Below are 19,487 nucleotides of genomic sequence, written 5' to 3'. Positions count from 1 at the left end.
CCGCCGTATGCCTGTCACGATGCCCGGCCACTGGCTCATGGCGTGAGCCCGTCACTACTTAACGGGCAAAGAGCCATCTCTTTGACCGAATGCCGCCTGTACAAGCTGGTTGCCGCTTCAATGATGGTGGGCGTAGGCCGATACCGACCGGCCTGCCACGACGTGCCAGCCGGTCTTTCTTCAACACGCGTTGCAATCAAGCTGGTGAGGAAATCACCGAGCCGGTCGGCACAAACCAAGGCAGGGTCGGCGACAGCGTCTTCGAGGCGCTCCGGGCCTGCTTTCCAAACCCCGGCCTTGCCCGTGATAACCAAGGCAGGCTTGATGATCTTGTCGTGACTCGTCTCGTGAAAGTTCTTCAGGTCCAGGGCGTAATCCCACACCTGATTGATGTCGGCACGGGCGAACTCAGTAGCACCAATCTTGAACTCCAGCACCACGACTACGCCATGAAGCAAGAGAACTGCATCGATGCGCTTGCCGAGACGCGGCACGACGAACTCTAGAAATACCTCACCCGACTCAATGTGCCGCAATGCATGGCGAAGGACCTGGATCTCTTGTTGCCAGGCATCGCGCTGCGGCAGGTTGACATCGAATTCGCTCGCCAGAGTCAATTCGCCGAGAACGCTCCAATCATCACGGGCCTTGAACCCGACAACTGTGTCGGCGAAATAGGCGCGCTCGATCATCTTTGTGCGGGATGCTCTCGAGGCTCCTCTCGCGTGCCTCTGCAAGCAGGGAAAGCCAAGCAGCCCCAAAAGCGGTGGCCAGCCTGAGGGCCCCGCGTGGCCGTCCGAAGCGCCATGCTGTTGCCGCAACGTGGGCATGTCGGCAAAACGCTTTCCACCGGTGTTGCAGGGGCAGGTAGCTTTCCGGTGCTCAACAGCGCGGTGAGCTGCGAGCCGTTGATGAGGTGTACGTTGCGACCTTTTGCGAAGGCTTCTGCCTGCTCCGTGAATCGGCCCGACGTCACCACGATGCCGCCCGTGGCGCCCTGAGCCGCCATGGCTCCATACAACTCGCGCACGACGTCAACGCCGACACGCTGCGCGCGCCATTGTTTGCATTGCACAAGGTGCAGCTCGCTGTTGCGACGCAGCTCAAGGTCAACACCACCATCCGGCCCCGCTCCTCCGATCTCGCTGACTCGATAGCCCTCCCGACGAAAGCCTTCGCCCACCAACTGCTCGAACTGCTGCCAGCTCATGCCGTTGAGCGCTTCGGCCGTGGGGTTGGCCGTTGTGCGTTCGAGCAACTGCTTGCGGCTTCGGCGTTTGAGCGCTGATGCTGCGGCACCAACGAGGCATAAGGCCGGCAGCAGGTACTGCCCGTAGAACGCGAGCGTTCGCCAAATCGTCTGGGTCGCCATGGCACCCATCTGACCGGGCTGCGTTACCGGCGGGACCGGGCGCTCTGCGATCGGGTGCAGGACCAGATAGGCAATCACGGCCAGCAGCATGCCTGCCCACCAGGGCAGCATGGCGACCAGTTCCATGATGTCTTCGGCCGCGCTTTGTTTGCGCCGTCGTGCCATGTCTTCCTCCCGATTGACTCCGCTTGAGTCGCCGGCCTTCTGGGAGGACGGTCGCTCGCGGTGGGTTGACGCCCCGACTAACGCTGCAGATCAGACGTCGATATTCCCCGCCCTCAACGCATTCGTCTCAATGAAATCGCGCCGCGGCTCCACCTCGTCGCCCATCAGCATCGTGAAGACCTTGTCAGCCTCGATGGCGTCATCGATCTGCACACGCAGCAGGCGGCGGACGTTGGGGTCCATCGTCGTTTCCCAGAGCTGCTCAGGGTTCATCTCGCCCAGGCCCTTGTAGCGCTGGCGGCCGACGCTGCCTTCGGCCTGGGCCATCAGCCAAGCCATGGCGGCGCGGAAGTCCTCGACCTTGGCCTCCTTGGCCTTCTCGCCCTCGCCCTTGCGCACGATGGCGCCGGGCTTGATCAGCCCTTGGAAGCTCAGGCCGGCGTCGGCCAGCACTTCGTAGTCGGCGCCGTGCACGAAGTCGGCGTGGATGACGCTGGCGCGCACGTTGCCGTGGTGCGTGCGGGCGATCTTCAGGAAGAACTTGTCGGTGCGCGGGTCGGTCTCGACCGTGACCTCCGCGTTGTGCAGCGCGGCCTTCAGCGAGGCCGCGCTGGCTTCGGCGTCTTCCCGGGTGTCGACCTTCAGCGCCAGGCCGTTGGCCAGCACGTGCAGGGCTTCGCCGTCCATCCAGTTGGACAGGCGCTCGATGACGCTTTGCGCGGTGACGTATTTGCGGGCCAGCGCGTCGAGCACGTCACCGGAAAGCGTGGTGCCGGTGCCGGTGTCCAGGTGCGCGTCCTGCAAGGCGACCTTGAGCAGGAAGGCGTCGAACTCGTGGCCGTCCTTGAGGTATTGCTCGTGCTTGCCGACCTTGACCTTGTACAGCGGCGGCTGGGCGATGTAGATATGGCCGCGCTCCACCAGCTCGGGCATCTGGCGGTAGAAGAAGGTCAGCAGCAGCGTGCGGATGTGGGCGCCGTCAACGTCCGCGTCGGTCATGATGATGATGCGGTGGTAGCGGAGCTTGTCGGGGTTGAAGTCATCGCTGCCCGCGCCGCGGCCGATACCGGTGCCCAGGGCCGTGATCAGCGTGATGATTTCGTTGCTGGTCAGCAGCTTTTCATACCGCGCCTTCTCGACGTTCAGGATCTTGCCGCGCAGCGGCAGGATGGCCTGGAACTTCCGGTCGCGGCCCTGCTTGGCGGAGCCGCCGGCGGAGTCGCCCTCCACGATGTAGATCTCGCACAGCGACGGGTCTTTTTCCTGGCAGTCGGCGAGCTTGCCGGGCAGGCCCAGGCCGTCGAGCACGCCCTTGCGGCGCGTCATCTCGCGGGCCTTGCGGGCGGCCTCGCGGGCGCGGGCGGCGTCGAGGATCTTGCCGCAGATGGTCTTGGCATCCAGCGGGTTCTCGAGCAGGTAGTCGGTGAGCAGGCGGGAGACGATGTCTTCCACCGGGCCGCGCACTTCCGAAGAGACGAGCTTGTCCTTGGTCTGCGAGCTGAACTTGGGCTCGGGCACCTTCACGCTGACGACGCAGGCCAGGCCTTCGCGCATGTCGTCACCGGCGACTTCAACCTTGGCCTTCTTGGCCAGCTCGTTGTCCTCGATGTACTTGTTGATGACGCGGGTCATCGCGGCACGCAGGCCGGTCAGGTGAGTGCCGCCGTCGCGCTGCGGGATGTTGTTGGTGAAGCAGAGGACGTTCTCGTTGAAGCCGTCGTTCCACTGCATCGCCACTTCGACGCCGATGTTGGTGTTCTGGTCCGACATCTTGTCGCCCACGGCGTGGAAGATGTTGGGGTGCAGGACGGTCTTGCCCTTGTTGATGAACTCGACGAAGCCCTTCACGCCGCCGGCGTAGGCAAAGTTGTCTTCCTTGTTGTTGCGTTCGTCGACCAGGCGGATCTTGACGCCGTTGTTCAGGAACGAGAGCTCGCGCAGGCGCTTGGCGAGGATGTCGTAATGGAAGTCGTTGTTCTGCTGGAAGATCTCGGTGTCGGGCAGGAAGTGGACTTCGGTGCCGCGCTTGTCGGTGTCGCCGGTGATCTTCATCGGACGCGTCTCGAAGCCGTCCACCATGACGCTCTCGCCGTTCTGCGGCACGCCCTTGGCGAACTCGATGAAGTGGGTCTTGCCGTTCTGGCGCACCGTCAGGCGCAGCCACTTGGACAGGCCGTTCACGCAGGAGACGCCCACGCCGTGCAGGCCGCCGGAGACCTTGTAGCTGTTCTGGTTGAACTTGCCGCCGGCGTGCAGTTCGGTCAGCGCGATCTCGGCCGCCGAGCGCTTGGGCTCATGCTTGTCGTCCATCTTGACGCCGGTGGGGATGCCGCGGCCGTTGTCGATGACGGAGATGGAGTTGTCGGTGTGGATGGTGACGACGATGTCGTCGCAGTGGCCGGCCAGGGCCTCGTCGATGGAGTTGTCCACCACTTCGAAGACGAGGTGGTGCAGGCCCGTGCCGTCGGAGGTGTCGCCGATGTACATGCCGGGGCGCTTGCGCACGGCTTCCAGGCCTTCCAGGATCTGGATGGAGTCGGCGTTGTAGACCGCACCCGACTTGGCCTCGGCCGCGGCGGCCGCCTGCTGGTTGGCGTTCAGGCCATCCGGGTGTTCGGGGCTGCTGGAAACATCACTCATCGGGAACTCTCTCTCACTCGCGGACGACAAACTCATCGCCCTTTAAAAGCACTGAAGCGGGCCGAAGCCCGCTGTGTCCAAGTCAGGTCGTGACTCAGATTCGCATCGGCATGACCACGTACTTGAAGCCCGTCGTGTCGGGGATGGTCAGCAGCGCGCTGCTGGCGCTGTCGTTGAGGTCGATGCAGACCATGTCCTGGCTCATGTTGCCCAGGGCGTCCATCAGGTAGGTGACGTTGAAGCCGGTCTCGATCTTGTCGCCGGCGTAGTCGATCTCGATCTCCTCCTTGGCCTCTTCCTGCTCGGCGTTGCTGGACGCGATGGACAGCAGGCCCGGCTCGAAGGTCAGGCGCACGGCCTTGAACTTCTCGCTGGTCAGGATGGCGGCGCGCTGCAGGCTGGACAGCAGCGGCGCGCGGCCCAGCGTCAGGCGGAACTTGTGGTTCTTGGGGATGACACGGTTGTAGTCGGGGAACTTGCCCTCGACCAGCTTGGTGACGAACTCCATGCCGCTGAAGCTGAACTTGGCCTGGTTGCCGGCAAAGCGCATCTCGATGGCGCTGTTCTCGTCCTGGTCTTTGCCGTCCTTCAAGAGACGCTGCAGCTCCAGCACCGTCTTGCGCGGCAGGATGACTTCCTGCTTGGGGATGTCGGTGTCCAACTCGGCCTGTGCCAGGGCCAGGCGGTGGCCGTCGGTGGCGACCAGCGTCAGGTTCCGCCCCTCGGCGACGAACAGGATGCCGTTCAGGTAGTAGCGGATGTCATGCACCGCCATCGCGAAGTGGACCTGGTTGATCAGGCCCTTGAGCGCCTTCTGCGGCACGCTGAACGCGGGGCCGAAGTCGGCGGCTTCCTGCACCAGCGGGAAGTCGTCGGCCGGCAGAGTCTGCAGCGTGAAGCGGCTCTTGCCGCCCTGCAGCGTCATCTTGTTGGCGTTGCTGGTCAGGCTGACGACCTGGTCGCTCGGCATGGAGCGCAGGATGTCGATCAGCTTGCGGGCACCTACCGTGGTGGACAGGTTGCCGGCGTCGCCATCGAACTGGACCGTGGTGCGCACCTGGATCTCGAGGTCGCTGGTCGTGAGCTCCACCTGGTTGCCGGTCTTGCGGATCAGCACATTGGCCAGGATCGGCAGCGTGTGGCGCCGCTCGACGATGCCCGACACCGCCTGCAGCGCGGCGAGCACCTGATCCTGGGGAGCTTTCAAAACGATCATGAGGGCCTCTTTGGAGGGATCTGGAGGGGAGATTTCGGCTGGGGCCTGAACCCCGAAACCGCGCGCGCGCGTGAAGCTGCGATTGTCGCCCGGAAACGGTGCCCGCCCGGGCTGGCAGGGTTGCCAGGAGGATGCGGGTCAACCCGGAGAGGTCAGCCTTTCAGCGTCTGCTCCAGCACGTGCAGCTGCTGGTTCAGCTCGGTGTTCTTCTGGCGCTCGCCGCCGATCTTGCGCACCGCATGCAGCACGGTGGTGTGGTCACGCCCGCCGAAGAGTTCGCCGATCTCGGGCAGGCTCTTCTGCGTCAGCTCCTTGGCCAGGTACATGGCGATCTGGCGCGGCCGGGCGATGCTGGCCGGGCGCTTCTTGGAGTACATGTCGGCGACCTTGATCTTGTAGAAGTCGGCCACCGTCTTCTGGATGTTCTCCACGCCGATCTGGCGGTTCTGGATGGACAGCAGGTCCTTCAGCGCCTCCCGGGCCAGCGTGATGCTGATCTCCTTGTGCGAGAACTTGGCGTAGGCCAGCACCTTGCGCAGCGCGCCTTCCAGCTCGCGCACGTTGGCGCGCACGTTCTTGGCGATGAAGAAGGCAACGTCCTCGGGCATGGGCGTGCCCTCGGCGTCGGCCTTCTTGATCAGGATGGCCACGCGCATTTCCAGCTCGGGCGGCTCGATGGCCACCGTCAGGCCGGCGTCGAAGCGCGAGGTGAGGCGCTCGTCGATGTCCACCAGACCCTTCGGATACGTGTCCGAAGTCATGATGATGTGCGCCTTCTTGGCCAGCAGCGCCTCGAAGGCGTTGAAGAACTCCTCCTGCGTGCGGTCCTTGCCGGCGAAGAACTGCACATCGTCGATGAGCAGCAGGTCCAGCGAGTGGTACTTGGCCTTCAGCTCGTCGAAGGTCTTGCGCTGGTAGTTCTTGACGACGTCGGAGATGAACTGCTCGGCGTGCAGGTACAGCACGCGGGCGTCCGGCCGATCCTTCAGCAGCGCGTTGCCGACGGCGTGGATCAGGTGGGTCTTGCCCAGGCCGACGCCGCCATAGATGAACAGCGGGTTGTAGGTCACGCCCGGCGCGCCAGCCACGTGCAGCGCCGCGGTGCGCGCCATCTGATTGGCGCGGCCGGGCACCAGCGTGTCGAAGGTCAGCTGCGGGTTGATGCGGTGCTTGGCCGAGGCCGGCGCCTGCGAGGGCAGCACGATGGCGCTGGTCGCGGGTGCTGCGGTGGCCCTCGGCGCCGCATTCGACTCGGCGGGCAGGACCGACAGCTGCTGCGGGACCGCAGGCGCGCCGGCCAGCGGCGCGATGGGCGCTGCGGCAGGCTCGCGTGCGGCCAGGGCCAGCTCCAGCCGCGTCGGGCGGCCGGCGAGCTCGGTCAGGATCGCCTCGATGCGGGCCGCATACTGGCGGCGGATCCAGTCGCGCTTGAAATGGTTGGGCACCTTCAGCGTTGCGACCAGGGCCGTCTCGGGTGCGCCTTCTCCGGCCACGGTGGCCGGCGGCAAGGGGCGGATCCAGGTGTTGAACTGCTGCTCCGGCAGTTCGCTGGCCAGGCGCTCGCAGCCACGCCGCCAGAGCTCCGATGCCCAATCCGCCGAATCCATGGCCTCTTCGCCCGCCTTCAAAGCCTGCACCCCATCCACCCCGTGTTCTTCTTCGCTCATTGTGGAAAACTTCTTTTCGAGCAGCCGGATTGTACGGACCCGGAGCCACCGAAAGACGGGTTATCCACAGAATTTGGAAGGGGGTCAATCCCTGGCAAACCCGGCTTGAGATGGCCGACTTATTGACCGAGTCGGCGGCTTCTGCTGTAATGCCGGGTTTTCGCGCATTGCGACTGGTTCGCCATGCGCTTTTTAGCCGGGTCCGCTTGCGGGCACCAGCCTTTCTGCCGGGTGCCAACCGCTGCGCCCAGCCTGAACAAACCCTCAAAAGAGGTTTCCCATGAAGCGTACCTACCAAGCCTCCAAGACCCGCCGCGCCCGCACCCACGGCTTCCTCGTGCGCATGAAGACGCGTGGCGGCCGTGCCGTCATCGCCGCTCGCCGCGCCAAGGGCCGCAAGCGCCTGGCCGTCTAAGCCGCGCGACGACGCTCCCCGCGTCGTCAGCCTCCGGGCAAACCGATGATCGGCAAGCTGCAACGCCCGGCGGACTTTGAGCGTGTGCTCGGCCGTCAGAGCCGGGCTCGCAGCGTGCATTTCGCGCTGCACCACCTTCCGGCCAATCCGGCGCCCAGCGCCTGGCATGCCGCCAGGTTGCGCACAGCCCAAGCCGAGTTATCAACAGGCGAATCACAGCCTGTTCACAGCCCTGTGGAGCAAGACCCACCCCGCGCGCCCGAGGGCTGCTGGGTGGGTATGGTCGTTCCCAAGCGGCACGCCAAGCGCTCGGTGACGCGCCAGCTCTTGAAGCGCCAGATCCGCGCCGCATTTGCCGAACGCCCCGGCATGCCGCCGGGCCTGTGGGTCGTCCGCTTGCGTTCACCGTTTGACCGTCAGAAATTCCCCAGCGCCGCATCCGATGCGTTACGCCAGGCCGCGCGCACCGAACTGGCCCAGCTGCTGGACCGCGCACTCAAGCCGAAGGCGGAGAAGCCGGCATGACGCCCAGCTGGCCCGCCCGCGTGCTGATGGCCATCGTGCGCGGCTACCGGCTCATGCTCAGCCCCTGGCTGGGCAACGCCTGCCGCTTCGAGCCAACCTGCTCGCGCTACTCCCTGGCCGCCCTGGAAAAACACGGCGCCCTCGCCGGCAGCTATCTGACCGTGCACCGCATCCTGCGCTGCCAGCCCTGGTGTGACGGCGGGCACGACCCCGTGCCCGACAATCCGCCGCGGCTGTTTTCCCGCCTGATGTCCCCGGCGCCCTGCGCGCCGTCCTCCTCTCCCGAGTCTCCTCATGACTGATATTCGCCGCACCGTGCTGTGGGTGGTGTTCACCGCGTCGCTGTTCCTGCTCTGGGACGGCTGGCAGAAGCACAACGGGCATCCCTCGATGTTCAGCCCGGCGGCGCCCAGGCCCGTCGCCTCGGCGCCGAACTCGCCGGCTTCGGGCGGCGTTCCCGCGGCCACCGCCGCGGCAGGCCAGGCGCCCGCGACCGCCGCAGCGCCGGCGGCCGCGCCGTCCGAGAAGATCACCATCCGCACCGACGTGCTGACCGTCACGGTGGACACGCTGGGCGGCGACATCGTCCGCGCCGAGCTGCCCAAGTACCTGACCTCGCCCGACCCGACGGTGACCGACCAGCTGCTGCAGATGGTGGGCCTGCAGAAGAAGCCCGAGTTCACGCCCCAGCCGGTGGTGTTGTTCAACGATGGCCAGCACTACCGCGCCCAGACCGGCCTGGTCAGCGCGCAGGGCCCGCTCCCCGCCCACACGACGCCGATGACGGCCGTGGCCGGCGAGCGCGAGCTCAAGGCCGGCCAGGACTCGGTCCTGCTGCGCCTGGAGTCTGCCGAGGTGGGCGGCGTCAAGCTCATCAAGACCTTCACGTTCAAGCGCGGCGCCTACACGGTGGGCGTCACGCACGAGGTCGTCAACCACGGCACGGCGCCGGTCACACCCCAGGTCTATCTGCAACTGGTGCGCGACGGCAGCACCGTCACCGGTGGCGCCGCCTTCACGCCCAGCTTCACCGGCCCGGCCGTCTACAACGACAAGGCCAAGTTCAAGACGCTCAAGTTCGAGGACATCGACAAGGGGAAGGTCGACATCGAGAAGCAGGCCAACGACGGCTGGGTCTCGATGGTGCAGCACTATTTCGCCAGCGCCTGGCTCGTCAACGAGGCCGGCAGCCGCGAGTTCTTCGTGCGCAAGCTGGCCGGCCAGGCCGGCGTGCGCGGTGACACCTACGCCACCGGCATGGTCTTCACGCTGCCCACGCTGGCACCCGACAGCAGCGCCACCCAGCAGGCCACGCTGTTCGCCGGCCCGCAGGAGGAGAACAACCTGGCCAAGCTGGCCCCGGGCCTGGAGCGCGTCAAGGACTATGGGCTGCTGACCATCATTGCCGAGCCGCTGTTCTGGCTGCTGGACAAGCTGCACGGCTTCATCGGCAACTGGGGCTGGACCATCGTCGCCCTAGTGCTGCTGCTGAAGGTCGCGCTGTATGGCCTGAACGCCAGCGCCTACAAGTCCATGGCCCGCATGAAGGCCGTCGCGCCGCGCATCAACGAGATGAAGGAGCGGCTGAAGGACAAGCCACAGGAAATGCAGCAGGAGATGATGAAGATCTACCGCGAGGAAAAGATCAACCCCATCGGCGGCTGCCTGCCCATCTTTGCGCAGATGCCCATCTTCATGGCGCTGTACTGGGTGCTGCTGTCCACCGTCGAGATGCGCCAGGCGCCGTGGATGCTGTGGATTACCGACTTGTCGGTGCGCGACCCCTACTTCATCCTGCCGCTGCTGATGATGGCCTCCAGCCTGTTCCAGGTCTGGCTCAACCCGCCGGCCGCCGACCCCATGCAGCAAAAGATGATGTGGATCATGCCGGTGGCCTTCGGCATCATGTTCTTCGTCTTCCCGGCCGGCCTGGTGCTGTACTGGCTGACGAACAACATCCTGTCCATCGCCCAGCAGTGGATGATCAACAAACAGCTCGGCGTGAACTGAGTCACACCCCCTGAATGAGCCCCCGCACGCAGGGGCTTCTTCTTTGGCGCTGCCAGCAGTTCAATAGCTCCGCGGGGCAGAGAACATCGGCCCGGACGGGGCTCACGAGAGCGCCCGAACCAGGCCTCCCCCGCGCCAATTCCGCCAACAGCCACCTCCGGGTGGCTGTTGCCTTTGGGCCGCGACAATTGCCGCCATGCTCGCCCGCCACGCCGACCCCATCGCCGCCATCGCCACCGCGCCGGGCCGCGGCGCCGTGGGCATCGTGCGGGTGTCGTCGCCGCAGGACCTCGCGCCACTCATCGAAGCCGTCTGCGGCCGCGCGCCGAAGCCGCGCGAGGCGACCTACCTCCCCTTCCGCGACGCCTCCGGCGGGGCCATCGACCAGGGCCTGGCCCTGCACTTCCCGGCGCCGCACTCCTACACCGGCGAGCACGTGCTCGAACTCCAGGCCCACGGCGGCGCCGTCGTCACGCAGCTGCTGCTGGCACGCGTCATCGAGGCCGGCGGCAACGTGCGACTCGCTGAGCCCGGCGAGTTCACGCAACGTGCCTTCCTGAACGGCAAGCTCGACCTGGCGCAAGCCGAGGCGGTGGCCGATCTCATCGACGCCAGCACCGAGGCCGCCGCGCGCAGCGCCAGCCGGGCACTCGGCGGTGCGCTGTCACACGAGGTGGGCGTGCTGCGCGACCAGCTCATCCAGCTGCGCATGCTCGTCGAGGCCACGCTGGACTTCCCCGAGGAGGAGATCGACTTCCTCGAAAAGGCCGACGCCTTCGGCCGCCTGGACCGCCTGACGGCGCAGCTGGACGCCGTCCAGGCCCGCACCCGCCAGGGCGCGCTGCTGCGCGACGGCCTCAAGGTCGTGCTCGCGGGCCAGCCCAACGTGGGCAAGAGCTCGCTGCTGAACGCATTGGCTGGCGCGGAACTCGCCATCGTCACACCCATCCCCGGCACCACGCGCGACAAGGTCAGCCAGACCATCCAGATCGAAGGCGTGCCGCTGCACATCACCGACACGGCAGGCCTGCGCGATGTGACGGCCGACGAGGTGGAGCGCATCGGCGTGTCGCGATCCTGGGACGCAATTGCCGACGCCGACGTCGTGCTGTTCCTGCACGACCTGGGCCGTGTCGGCCAGCCCGACTACGAGGCCGAGGACGAGCGCATCCGCGCGCGGCTGGCCGGCGTGGACGCCGGCCGCATCGTGCAGGTCTTCAACAAGGCCGACCTCGCCGCCGCGCCCGCGGGCGAGATCGCGCTGAGCCTGAAGACCGGCGCCGGCCTGGAGGCGCTGCGCCAGCGCCTGCTGCAGACCGCCGGCTGGCAGGCCGTGCCGGAAGGCCTCTTCATCGCCCGCGAGCGCCATGTGCAGGCCCTGGCCCGCACCGCCGAGCACCTCGCCCTGGCGCGCAGCATCGCCGCGCAGCGCGACGCCGCGCTGGACCTGCTGGCCGAGGAGCTGCGCCTGGCCCACGACGCCCTCGGCGAGATCACCGGCGCGTTCTCCGCCGACGAGCTGCTGGGCGTCATCTTCAGCAGCTTTTGCATCGGCAAGTGAGCCGCTAGCGGCTCGCCGGCCTGAGCCGGGCCGCCAGCATGGCGCCCGCCGCGACGGCCAGCGCGACGACCAGCAACGCGGCGCCAAGGTCGGCGGCCGTGGGCACCCCGAAATGCAGCAGGCCCCGCAGCGGCGCCCACAGCAGCGCGGCGGCCAGTGCGGCCGCCGCCGCCGCCCCCACGATCCACAGCGGCCGCGCGCCCGGCTGCAGCAGCGTGCGCAGGCCGAGCCCGGCCGAGACGGTGGCGGCAACGAGCAGCAGGTTGCCGGCCGTCAGGCCAATGACGGCCAGCGTGCGGGCCACGTCCGTGCTGCGGCCGGCCTGCAGGGCCAGCGCGTAGATCGCCAGCGTGGCGGCGAGCAGGGCAGCCCCCTGCACCAGCCCTTCCAGCAGCAGGCCGCGGTCGATGAGGCCGCGGTCGGCATGGCGCGGCGGGCGGCGCATCACGCGCGGGTCTTCCGGCGCGCCCTCGAAAGCCAACGAGCAGGCGGGGTCGATGATCATCTCGGTCAGCACGACGTGGGCCGGCAGCAGCAGCGGCGGCAGGCCGAACAGCAGCGGCAACAGGGCCAGGCCCGCCACCGGCACGTGGATGGCGGCGATGTAGACCAGGGCCTTGCGCAGGTTGTCGAAGATGCGCCGGCCCATGCGCACGCCGGCGACGATGTGGCCGAAGTCCTCGTCCAGCAGCACCAGGCCCGCCGCCTCGCGGGCGACGTCGGTGCCGCGCACGCCCATCGCGATGCCCACGTGGGCGGCCTTCAGCGCCGGTGCGTCGTTGACGCCGTCGCCCGTCATCGCCACCGTCTCGCCGTTGCGCTTGAAGGCCTCCACCAGCCGCAGCTTCTGCTCGGGCGACACGCGCGCGAACACGCGCACGCCCCGCACGGCGGCGGCCAGGGCGCTGTCGTCCAGCGCCGCGAGCTCGGCGCCGCTGAGCGCACCGGCGCCCGTGTCCAGGCCGGCCTCGGCCGCGATGGCCAGCGCGGTGGCCGCGTGGTCGCCGGTGATCATGGCGACGGCGATGCCGGCCCCGCGCGCCTGGGCCACGGCGTCGGCCACGCCGGCGCGCAGCGGGTCGGCGAAGCCGAGCAGGCCCAGCAGCGTGAAGCCATGGGCGTGCGGATGCTCGGGCAGGGCCTGGCCGTCGTGCTCGGCGCGGCCGTCGTGCCGGCCCTCGGCCACGGCCAGCACGCGCAGCCCCTGGGCCGCCAAGCCGCGCACCTGCGCGAGCAGCGCCTCGCGGCGCTCGGGCAACAGGTGGCAGAGGTCGAAGATGGCCTCGGGCGCGCCCTTGGCTGCCAGCCAGCGCCCGCCGTCCTCGGCCGTCCAGGCCTGGGCCATGGCCAGCAGGGCCGGCGTCAGCGGGTATTCGCGGGCCAGCTGCCAGTCGGGATGCAGGTGCTCCGTGCCTTCCAGGGCCGCGTCGCCGAGGGCCAGCACGGCGCGGTCCATCGGGTCCAGCCCGTCGCGCTGCGAGGCCAGCAGCGCGAATTCGGCCAGGCGGTGCACGGCCTCGGGCAGCACGGCGCCGGGCAGGGCCAGCACGTCGGCCTGGTCGGTGACGAGGCGCTGCAGCTGCATGCGGTTCTCGGTCAGCGTGCCGGTCTTGTCGACGCACAGCACCGTCGCGGCGCCCAGGGCCTCGACGACGGCCGGGCGGCGCGCCAGCACCTTGAGCCGGGCCAGGCGCCAGGCGCCCAGGGCCAGGAAGACGGCCAGCACCATCGGGAATTCCTCCGGCAGCATGGCCATGGCCAGTGCGATGGCCGACAGCAGGCCCTGCATCCAGTCGCCGCGCGACAGGCCCCACCAGGTCGCCAGCAGCACGCAGCTCACCAGCGCGAAGCCGCCGAACAGGCGCACGAGGCGGCCGAGCTGGCGCTGCAGCGGCGTGGCCTCGGTGGCGATGGCGGCCAGCGACACGCCGATGCGCCCGACCGCCGTGTGGCGCCCGGTGGCGACGGCCTCGGCCATGCCGTGGCCGGCCACGACCAGCGTGCTGGCGAACACGAAGGGGCTGTCGTCGCCGCCAGGCGGTGCGTCGGCAGGCCGGTCGGTGCCGGACAGCACGGCCTTGCGCACCGGCACGGATTCGCCGGTCAGCAGGGACTCGTCGGCGCTCAGGCCGACGGCGTCGCGCACCAGGCCATCGGCAGCGACCCGCTCGCCCTCGCCGAATAGGAACAGGTCGCCCGGCACCAGTTCGCGGGCCGGCAGGCGCTGCACGCGGCCGTCGCGGATGACGCGCACCTGCGGCACGGTCAGCTCGCGCAGCGCGTCAAGCGCGCGGGCGCTGCGCCGCTCCTGGAAGACCGTCAGGCCGACCGTGGCGACGGCGAAGCCGGCCAGCAGCAGGCCTTCGCCCAGGTCACCGAGCGCGAGGTAGAGCCCGGCCGCGACGAGCAGCAGCAGGAACATGGGCTCGGTGGCGATGCCACGCAGCGTGGCCGCCAGGCCGCCGCTCTCGCGGTCCTCGATGGCATTGGGGCCGACCTCGGCCAGACGCCGCCGGGCTTCGTCAGAGGTGAGGCCGGCGGGGGGCGAAGCGGGGGCTGTCATCACCCCAGTGTCGCAAAGCGACGTGACGGCAGCTCAGGCGTCGTTGAACAGCGGCTCGGCCAGGTAGAGGCCCCGCTCCACGGCCATGCCGAACAGGCTGCCGGACAGCGGACGGGCCATCAGCTCGGCGCTGCTCAGGCCCTCGCGGGCGGTGGTGACGAGCAGCTGGTCGCCGCCCAAGCCGCCGAAGGCAGGGCAGGTGGTGTTGCTGACGGGCACGGTGTAGCGGCCCATGGCGCGGCCGTCCGGCGCGTAGCGGGCCACGGTGCCGGCGCTCCACTCGGCGTTCCACAGGTGGCCCTGGGCGTCGATGCAGGAGCCGTCGGGGTAGCCCTCGCCGGCTTCCTTCTTCACGAACACGCGGGGCTCGCTGACGCGGGCGCTGGCGCTGTCGTAGTCGCACACCAGGATGCGCCGGGTGGGCGTGTCGCAGTAGTACAGGCGCCGGCCGTCGGGGCTGAAGCAGATGCTGTTGGCGATGGCCACGCCGTCCAGCGGCAGGCGGCGCAGGCCGCGGGCCAGGGTGAACTGGTAGAAGCCGGCAATGGTCTGGCGTGGCTCGGCCTCGTCCAGCGTGCCGAAGACGAAGGCACCGCTGCGGTCGCAGCGGCCATCGTTGGCGCGGGTGGTGGGCAGGTGGGTTTCCAGCGGAGCCAGCGTCTGGACGTCGGCCTCGACGGCGCCGGTGGCCTGCAGGTCGGGCAGCACGAGCCGCGCCACGCGCTTGGCCATGGCCAGGATGAGCGCGCCGGAGCGGGTGTGCACGAAGCTGCCCACCCGCTCGGGCAGGCGCACCTGCAGGCAGGTGCCGGCGCCGGGCGTCCAGGCGTGCAGGCAGCGGCCCTCGATGTCGGTCCACCACCAGCGGCCGCTCGCCGCATGCCATTGCAGGCCTTCGCCCAGCATGTTGGCCTGGGCGAGGGCGAGGGTGAAGGGGTGTTCAGGCTTGCTCATCAGGGCGGGCGGCAGACTTGGATTCAAGGGCGGCGCGGGCCTGCTTGCGCGCGATCGCCGAGGCATGGCGCTGGCGCTCTTCGGGAGTAAAGGGGCGCAGCGGCGGCACGGGCACGGGCTTGTTGTCGTCGCCCACGGCCACCATCGTGAAATAGCAGCTGTTGACGTGGCGGGTTTCCTGGGTGCGGATGTTCTCGGCGACGACCTTGATGCCCACCTCCATCGACGAGGTACCGGTGTGGTTGACGCTGGCCAGGAAGGTGACCAGCTCGCCGACGTGGATGGGCTGGCGGAAGATGACGCGGTCAACCGACAGCGTGACGACGTAGCGGCCGGCATAGCGGCTGGCACAGGCATAGGCCACCTGGTCCAGCAGCTTGAGGATGTTGCCGCCGTGGACGTTGCCGGAGAAGTTGGCGGTGTCCGGCGTCATCAGCACGGTCATCGTCAGTTGGTGGGCGGGCAGGTCCATGGCGTTCTCGTTGCGTTCAGCAGAAGCGATGGATTGTGGTGCTGCGGAACACCTCGCCGGGTCTCAGCACCGTGGATGGCCAGCCGGCGCCGGCTTCGTGATGCGGGGAGTCGGGGTTGTGCTGGGTCTCCAGGCACAGGCCGTCGCCCTGGCGGTAGATGCGCCCGCCGGGGCCGGCAAGGCTGCCATCCAGGAAGTTGCCGGAATAGAACTGCAGCGCCGGCTCGGTGGTGAGGATGTCCATGCGGCGGCCGGAGTGCGGGTCTTCCAGCGTGGCGGCCGGGCGCAGGCCGTGGGCGTCCGGCTCGCCGTCGAGCAGCCAGTTGTGGTCGTAGCCCTTGGCCCGCAGCAGCTGCTGGTGGGCCTGGCGGATGCGGGCCACGATGGCGGTGGACTCGCGGAAGTCGAAGGGCGTGCCTTCCACCGGCGCGTGGCGCAGCGGGATCAGGTGCCGGTCGACTTCGCTGTAGCGCGACGCGGGAATCGTCAGCCGGTGACGCAGCACCGAGCCCTGGCCGGCGAGGTTGAAGTAGTCGTGGTGCGTGAGGTTGACGACGGTGGCGCGGTCGGTGGTGGCCTCGTAGTCGATGCGCCAGGCGTTCTCCGTCGCGCTGACCGAATAGCGCACGGTGACGCGCAGCTCGCCGGGGAAGCCTTGGTCGCCGTGCGGGCTGGTGAGGCGCAAGCGCAAGGCTTGGGCTTCGCCCGGGCGGGGCTCGGCCGGCTCGGCTGCCCACAGCCGGTGGCCGAAGCCCTCCGTGCCACCGTGCAGGCAGTTGGGGCCGTCGTTGCGGGCGAGCGCGTGGGTCTGGCCGTCCAGCTCGAAGCTCGCGCCAGCGATGCGATTGCCATAGCGGCCCACGATGATGCCGAAGGACGGGTTGCGGTGGGCGTAGTCGTCCAGGTTGTCGAAGCCCAGCACGACGTTGTCGCTCGCGCCCTGCGCGTCGGGCACCCACAGGCCGGTGACGATGCCGCCCAGCGTGAGCGCGGTCAGCTTCAGGCCGAGGCTGTTTTCCAGCGTGTACTCATGCACCGGCCGGCCGTCCGGCAGCAGGCCGTAGTCGCCGCGCTCCATCAGACCCAACCGCCGTCGACGATGAAGTCCTGCGCGGTGCACATGGCCGAGTCGTCGGCAGCGAGGAAAAGTGCCATGTTGGCGATGTGCTGCGGCATCAGCGGCTCGTTGATGCACTGGCCTTTGGCGATCTCCTGCTTGGTCTCTTCGGTGACCCAGAGCTTCAGCTGCTTCTCGGTCATGACCCAGCCCGGCACCAGCGTGTTGACGCGGATCTTGTGCGGCCCGAAATCGCGCGCCAGGCAGCGTGTCAGCCCCTGGGCGGCGGCCTTGCTGGCCGTGTAGGCCGGCATGCCGCCCTGCTTGAGCATCCAGCTGATGGAGCCGAAGTTGATGATGGAGCCGCCGCCCAGCGCCTTCATGTCGGGAAGCACGGCCTGGGCCGTGAAGAACTGGTGCTTGATGTTGACGGCCACGCTGGCGTCCCAGAACTCGGGCGTGGTCTCCTCGACGGCGTGGCGCTTGTCGTTGGCCGCGTTGTTCAGCAGCACCCCGATAGGGCCGATCGCGCCGCGCAGGGCGGCGATGGCTCCGCGCAGCGCCTCGACGTTGGACAGGTCGGCCGCCATGAACTGCGGCGCATGGCGCGAGATGGGCGCCAGCCGGGCGGCCAGCGCGATGCCTGCTTCGGCGGCCAGGTCGATGAAGGCCACCTTGGCGCCCTGGGCGGCGAAGGCCTCCACCAGGGTTTCGCCGATGCCGGTGGCCCCGCCGGTAATCAGGACGCCCCGGTCCTGGAGGCTGGGGTAGCGGGCGTAGGAACTCATGGGGCGGTCTCCGTTCAGATGCGGCCAGGCTGCTTTGGCCCGGCAATGGACGAATTATTAGTCATACTTTTTTGTTTGCAAAGTCGGCAAATTGCGGGTTAACCCCGATGATCCAGCATAAATAGTCATACTTTAATTGCGGCATGCCGGCGACAACAGCCGGTCATGCGCCGCGTGCCGGCGCCTGCAACAACCCCCATCGAGACAAGGGCCCGCCCCATGAGCGCCTCCGCCACCCGCCCCTACCGCGGCGTCTTTCCCGTCGTGCCGACCATCTTCCACGCCGACGGCACGCTGGACATTCCCGGCCAGCTGCGCTGCGTCGACTTCATGATCGACGCCGGCTCCACCGGCCTGTGCATCCTCGCCAATTTCTCCGAGCAGTTCGTGCTGTCGGACGCCGAGCGCGAGACGCTGACGCGCGCCATCCTGGCGCACGTGGCCGGCCGCGTGCCCGTCATCGTCACGACGACGCACTACAGCACGCAGATCTGCATCGAGCGCAGCCAGCTGGCGCAATCTCTCGGTGCGGCCATGGTCATGGTCATGCCGCCGTACCACGGCGCCACCTTCCGCGTGTCCGAAGGACAGATCGAGAGCTTCTACCAGCGCCTGTCCGACGCGATCTCGATTCCCATCATGATCCAGGACGCCCCGGTGGCCGGCACGCCGCTGTCGGTGCCGCTGCTGGCCCGCATGGCCAACACGACTGCCAACGTGAAGTACTTCAAGCTGGAGATGCCACAGGCCGCCAGCAAGATGCGCGAGCTGATCCGCGTGGGCGGCGCGGCCATCGAGGGACCGTGGGACGGCGAGGAAGCCATCACGCTGCTGGCCGACCTGGACGCCGGCGCCACCGGCGCGATGACGGGCGGCGGCTTCCCGGACGGCATCCGCAAGATCTTCGACGCCTTCCACGCCGGTGACCGCGAGACCGCCGTGCTGGAGTACGGCCGCTGGCTGCCGCTGATCAACTACGAGAACCGCCAGGGCGGCATCCTGACCGCCAAGGCGCTGATGAAGGAAGGCGGCGTCATCAAGAGCGACGCACCGCGCCACCCCTTCCCCGAGATGAGCCCCGAGGTGCGCGCGGGCCTGCTGGACGCCGCCAAGCGCCTTGATCCCCTCGTGCTCCGCTGGGGCAAGTGATGCGCCGGCTGGCAGCGCTGCTGGCGCTGTGTCTGAGCGCATCCGCGCTTGCGCTGGAACCCCAGGGCGACACCGGCGCACACGACCCCACGCTGCTGATGCAGGGCGAGCACTGGTTCGCCTTCACCACCGGCCGCGGCCTGCAGCGGCTGGAATCCACCGACGCCGGCAAGACCTGGCGCCGGCTCGCGCCCGTGTTCAGCGAACCACCGGCCTGGTGGGCCGAGGCCGTGCCCGAGCACAAGGGCCTGGACGTCTGGGCACCCAAGCTGTTCCAGCACGACGGCCGCACCTGGGCGCTGTACTCGATCTCGACCTTCGGCAAGAACCGCTCGGCCATCGGCCTCGTCAGCAGCGACAGGCCGGACGGTGCCGACTGGCGCGACGAAGGCCTCGTCGTGCAGAGCCGCGCCGAGGACAACTTCAACGCCATCGACCCCGACCTTTTTGTCGACACCGACGGCAAGCTGTGGCTGAGCTACGGCTCGTTCTGGGGCGGGCTGCGCCTGACCGCGTTGAGCGCCGACACGCTGCGCCCCATCGGCGAGACCCGTTTCATCGCGCGCCGCAAGGGCGGCATCGAGGCGCCCACCCTCGTGCGGCATGGCGACTGGGTCTACCTGTTCGCGTCCTACGACCTCTGCTGTCGCGGCGCCGACAGCACCTACAACGTCCGCGTGGGCCGCGCCCGCAGCGTGACGGGCCCCTACCTGGATCGCGACGGCAAGGACCTGATGGACGGCGGCGCGACGCCGCTGCTGGCGGGTGGCGCGCGCTGGAAGGGCCCGGGCCACCAGGACGTCGTCGGCGACTGGTTCGTACACCACGCCTACGACACCGAACGCGGTGGCAAGCCGCATCTGCGCATCAAGCGCCTGAGCTGGTCCGACGATGGCTGGCCCGTAATCCCTCAAGAAGAATGAACCGGAGACA

17 protein-coding genes are annotated in these 19,487 nt (G+C 68.4%); 7 read left to right on the top strand and 10 right to left on the bottom strand.

Annotated elements, in window-relative coordinates; translation table 11 throughout:
- Positions 1-35 precede the first annotated feature (35 nt).
- From AC07VX_RS25170 to dnaA, 5 genes are all read right to left on the bottom strand, one after another.
- Entirely contained in the window at positions 36-692 is a 657-nt protein-coding gene (locus AC07VX_RS25170) for a hypothetical protein (protein ID WP_493167596.1), read from the bottom strand.
- Positions 689-1,537, bottom strand: coding sequence for a restriction endonuclease (locus AC07VX_RS25165; RefSeq protein ID WP_493167595.1), 849 nt, complete (start codon positions 1,535-1,537; stop codon positions 689-691). Before AC07VX_RS25165 ends, AC07VX_RS25170 begins: the two co-directional genes overlap by 4 nt.
- Before the next feature lie 90 nt (positions 1,538-1,627).
- Positions 1,628-4,177: a DNA topoisomerase (ATP-hydrolyzing) subunit B gene (gene gyrB / locus AC07VX_RS25160; RefSeq protein WP_493167594.1), complete on the bottom strand. Its 2,550-nt coding sequence runs from the start codon at positions 4,175-4,177 to the stop codon at positions 1,628-1,630.
- 94 nt (positions 4,178-4,271) lie between these two features.
- Positions 4,272-5,393 carry a DNA polymerase III subunit beta gene (gene dnaN, locus AC07VX_RS25155; protein ID WP_493167593.1) on the bottom strand — a complete coding sequence of 374 codons (1,122 nt, stop codon included), beginning with the start codon at positions 5,391-5,393 and terminating at the stop codon, positions 4,272-4,274.
- Between the two features lie 152 nt (positions 5,394-5,545).
- Positions 5,546-7,000: a chromosomal replication initiator protein DnaA gene (gene dnaA / locus AC07VX_RS25150; protein ID WP_493167592.1), complete on the bottom strand. Its 1,455-nt coding sequence runs from the start codon at positions 6,998-7,000 to the stop codon at positions 5,546-5,548.
- 340 nt (positions 7,001-7,340) lie between these two features.
- Between dnaA and rpmH the strand changes: the two genes are divergently transcribed.
- From rpmH to mnmE, 5 genes are all read left to right on the top strand, one after another.
- Positions 7,341-7,475, top strand: coding sequence for a 50S ribosomal protein L34 (rpmH, locus tag AC07VX_RS25145; RefSeq protein WP_054021782.1), 135 nt, complete (start codon positions 7,341-7,343; stop codon positions 7,473-7,475).
- Between the two features lie 45 nt (positions 7,476-7,520).
- Positions 7,521-8,000 carry a ribonuclease P protein component gene (locus AC07VX_RS25140; protein WP_493167591.1) on the top strand — a complete coding sequence of 160 codons (480 nt, stop codon included), beginning with the start codon at positions 7,521-7,523 and terminating at the stop codon, positions 7,998-8,000.
- The gene (yidD, locus tag AC07VX_RS25135; RefSeq protein WP_493167590.1) at positions 7,997-8,302 is read left to right on the top strand and encodes a membrane protein insertion efficiency factor YidD; all 306 of its coding nucleotides are present in this window, start codon (positions 7,997-7,999) and stop codon (positions 8,300-8,302) included. Before AC07VX_RS25140 ends, yidD begins: the two co-directional genes overlap by 4 nt.
- Positions 8,295-10,010, top strand: coding sequence for a membrane protein insertase YidC (yidC, locus tag AC07VX_RS25130; protein WP_493167589.1), 1,716 nt, complete (start codon positions 8,295-8,297; stop codon positions 10,008-10,010). Before yidD ends, yidC begins: the two co-directional genes overlap by 8 nt.
- Positions 10,011-10,206: 196 nt before the next feature.
- Positions 10,207-11,571 carry a tRNA uridine-5-carboxymethylaminomethyl(34) synthesis GTPase MnmE gene (gene mnmE, locus AC07VX_RS25125; RefSeq protein ID WP_493167588.1) on the top strand — a complete coding sequence of 455 codons (1,365 nt, stop codon included), beginning with the start codon at positions 10,207-10,209 and terminating at the stop codon, positions 11,569-11,571.
- A gap of 4 nt (positions 11,572-11,575) precedes the next feature.
- Here mnmE and AC07VX_RS25120 read toward each other — a convergent pair whose 3' ends face one another.
- Genes AC07VX_RS25120 through AC07VX_RS25100 form a run of 5 tightly spaced genes read right to left on the bottom strand, consistent with a single transcriptional unit; the run spans position 11,576 to position 17,405 of the window.
- Positions 11,576-14,134, bottom strand: a complete 2,559-nt coding sequence (locus AC07VX_RS25120) for a cation-translocating P-type ATPase (RefSeq protein ID WP_493167587.1) — start codon at positions 14,132-14,134, stop codon at positions 11,576-11,578.
- A gap of 33 nt (positions 14,135-14,167) precedes the next feature.
- Positions 14,168-15,088 carry an SMP-30/gluconolactonase/LRE family protein gene (locus AC07VX_RS25115; RefSeq protein WP_493167586.1) on the bottom strand — a complete coding sequence of 307 codons (921 nt, stop codon included), beginning with the start codon at positions 15,086-15,088 and terminating at the stop codon, positions 14,168-14,170.
- Complete coding sequence (locus AC07VX_RS25110; RefSeq protein WP_493167585.1) at positions 15,075-15,560, bottom strand: acyl-CoA thioesterase; 486 nt, start codon at positions 15,558-15,560, stop codon at positions 15,075-15,077. Before AC07VX_RS25110 ends, AC07VX_RS25115 begins: the two co-directional genes overlap by 14 nt.
- 16 nt (positions 15,561-15,576) lie before the next feature.
- Entirely contained in the window at positions 15,577-16,638 is a 1,062-nt protein-coding gene (locus AC07VX_RS25105; RefSeq protein WP_493167584.1) for an aldose epimerase family protein, read from the bottom strand.
- The gene (locus tag AC07VX_RS25100) at positions 16,638-17,405 is read right to left on the bottom strand and encodes an SDR family NAD(P)-dependent oxidoreductase (protein ID WP_493167583.1); all 768 of its coding nucleotides are present in this window, start codon (positions 17,403-17,405) and stop codon (positions 16,638-16,640) included. Before AC07VX_RS25100 ends, AC07VX_RS25105 begins: the two co-directional genes overlap by 1 nt.
- A gap of 219 nt (positions 17,406-17,624) precedes the next feature.
- Here AC07VX_RS25100 and AC07VX_RS25095 point away from each other — a divergent pair, with 219 nt between their 5' ends.
- Positions 17,625-18,554 (top strand): dihydrodipicolinate synthase family protein, encoded by a 930-nt coding sequence (locus AC07VX_RS25095; RefSeq protein WP_493167582.1) that lies wholly within the window; start codon positions 17,625-17,627, stop codon positions 18,552-18,554.
- Positions 18,554-19,477, top strand: coding sequence for an arabinan endo-1,5-alpha-L-arabinosidase (locus tag AC07VX_RS25090; RefSeq protein WP_493167580.1), 924 nt, complete (start codon positions 18,554-18,556; stop codon positions 19,475-19,477). The genes AC07VX_RS25095 and AC07VX_RS25090 overlap by 1 nt, the downstream gene beginning before the upstream one ends.
- Positions 19,478-19,487: the final 10 nt, after the last annotated feature.

The organism is Roseateles sp. GW821-FHT03B02 (assembly GCF_059421025.1).
This window is presented reverse-complemented; position numbering and strand designations above follow the sequence as displayed.

Excerpts from the sequence above, each read along its gene's own strand:
- rpmH (WP_054021782.1), top strand. The coding sequence starts at position 7,341 with ATGAAGCGTACCTACCAAGCCTCCAAGACCCGCCGCGCCCGCACCCAC.
- AC07VX_RS25115 (WP_493167586.1), bottom strand. The coding sequence starts at position 15,088 with ATGAGCAAGCCTGAACACCCCTTCACCCTCGCCCTCGCCCAGGCCAAC.
- yidC (WP_493167589.1), top strand. The coding sequence starts at position 8,295 with ATGACTGATATTCGCCGCACCGTGCTGTGGGTGGTGTTCACCGCGTCG.
- AC07VX_RS25170 (WP_493167596.1), bottom strand. The coding sequence starts at position 692 with ATGATCGAGCGCGCCTATTTCGCCGACACAGTTGTCGGGTTCAAGGCC.
- AC07VX_RS25095 (WP_493167582.1), top strand. The coding sequence starts at position 17,625 with ATGAGCGCCTCCGCCACCCGCCCCTACCGCGGCGTCTTTCCCGTCGTG.
- dnaN (WP_493167593.1), bottom strand. The coding sequence starts at position 5,393 with ATGATCGTTTTGAAAGCTCCCCAGGATCAGGTGCTCGCCGCGCTGCAG.
- AC07VX_RS25140 (WP_493167591.1), top strand. The coding sequence starts at position 7,521 with ATGATCGGCAAGCTGCAACGCCCGGCGGACTTTGAGCGTGTGCTCGGC.
- AC07VX_RS25110 (WP_493167585.1), bottom strand. The coding sequence starts at position 15,560 with ATGGACCTGCCCGCCCACCAACTGACGATGACCGTGCTGATGACGCCG.
- AC07VX_RS25105 (WP_493167584.1), bottom strand. The coding sequence starts at position 16,638 with ATGGAGCGCGGCGACTACGGCCTGCTGCCGGACGGCCGGCCGGTGCAT.
- mnmE (WP_493167588.1), top strand. The coding sequence starts at position 10,207 with ATGCTCGCCCGCCACGCCGACCCCATCGCCGCCATCGCCACCGCGCCG.
- yidD (WP_493167590.1), top strand. The coding sequence starts at position 7,997 with ATGACGCCCAGCTGGCCCGCCCGCGTGCTGATGGCCATCGTGCGCGGC.
- AC07VX_RS25090 (WP_493167580.1), top strand. The coding sequence starts at position 18,554 with ATGCGCCGGCTGGCAGCGCTGCTGGCGCTGTGTCTGAGCGCATCCGCG.
- gyrB (WP_493167594.1), bottom strand. The coding sequence starts at position 4,177 with ATGAGTGATGTTTCCAGCAGCCCCGAACACCCGGATGGCCTGAACGCC.
- AC07VX_RS25165 (WP_493167595.1), bottom strand. The coding sequence starts at position 1,537 with ATGGCACGACGGCGCAAACAAAGCGCGGCCGAAGACATCATGGAACTG.
- AC07VX_RS25100 (WP_493167583.1), bottom strand. The coding sequence starts at position 17,405 with ATGAGTTCCTACGCCCGCTACCCCAGCCTCCAGGACCGGGGCGTCCTG.
- dnaA (WP_493167592.1), bottom strand. The coding sequence starts at position 7,000 with ATGGATTCGGCGGATTGGGCATCGGAGCTCTGGCGGCGTGGCTGCGAG.
- AC07VX_RS25120 (WP_493167587.1), bottom strand. The coding sequence starts at position 14,134 with ATGACAGCCCCCGCTTCGCCCCCCGCCGGCCTCACCTCTGACGAAGCC.